The organism is Aeromicrobium sp. PFPM2_SD2 (assembly GCF_057364525.1).
Window position 1 is genome coordinate 1 of the sequence record NZ_JBNFNZ010000689.1, and the last position, 839, is coordinate 839.

General features: G+C 75.0%; 1 pseudogene. It reads left to right on the forward strand.

From position 1 onward, the window contains the following. Positions 1 to 260 precede the first annotated feature (260 nt). A pseudogene (locus AC2W7G_RS17490) lies at positions 261 to 839 on the forward strand (Re/Si-specific NAD(P)(+) transhydrogenase subunit alpha); the annotation flags it as partial.

Here is an 839-nt window from a genome sequence, read left to right on the forward strand (position 1 = left end):
GTCCGCTCGAGCCCGACCCAGGGCCACGCGTCCGCCCCGCCTCCACGTAGCCGCGGGCCCACGGCCCGCCGCCCGATGCCGCGCCGCGGCGGCCCGGTGATGAGGGCGACCTGTCCGTCGAAGCGTTCCGCCTGAGTCATGACAGGCACCGTACAGGCGCCATCGAGAATGTGCCACTGTCGATGTCACGTACGGACGCCGAGCCGTGTCCGTGTCCCAGGTCACAGGTGCGTGCCCTCGGCACGGGCTACGTTCTCGGCATGAAGATCGCCGTCGTCGCAGAGACGAGTCCGGGCGAGACCCGTGTGGCGGGGACGCCCGCGACCGTCCGCCAGCTCATCGGGCTCGGGTACGAGGTCGTGGTGGAGGCCGGCGCGGGCCGGCACGCCGACTTCCCCGACCAGGCCTACGCCGAGGCCGGCGCCGCGGTGGTGGACGCCTCGATCGCCTGGTCGGCGGACGTCGTGCTCAAGGTCGTCGCGCCCAGCGGCGCGGAGATCGAGCGGCTCGCGGACCACGCCACCGTCGTCGGCCTGCTCGCGCCGGCCCAGAGCCCGGACCTGCTCGCGGCGCTCGCCCGGCGCCCGATCACCGCGCTGGCCATGGACGCCGTGCCGCGCATCTCGCGCGCCCAGTCGATGGACGTGCTCAGCTCGATGGCCAACATCGCCGGCTACCGCGCCGTCGTCGAGGCCGCCCACGAGTTCGGTCGGTTCTTCACCGGACAGGTCACCGCCGCGGGCAAGGTGCCGCCCGCCACGGTGCTCGTCGCCGGCGCGGCGTCGCCGGGGTGGCCGCGATCGGCGGCGCCAGCAGCCTCGGCGCCGTGGTGCGGCCAC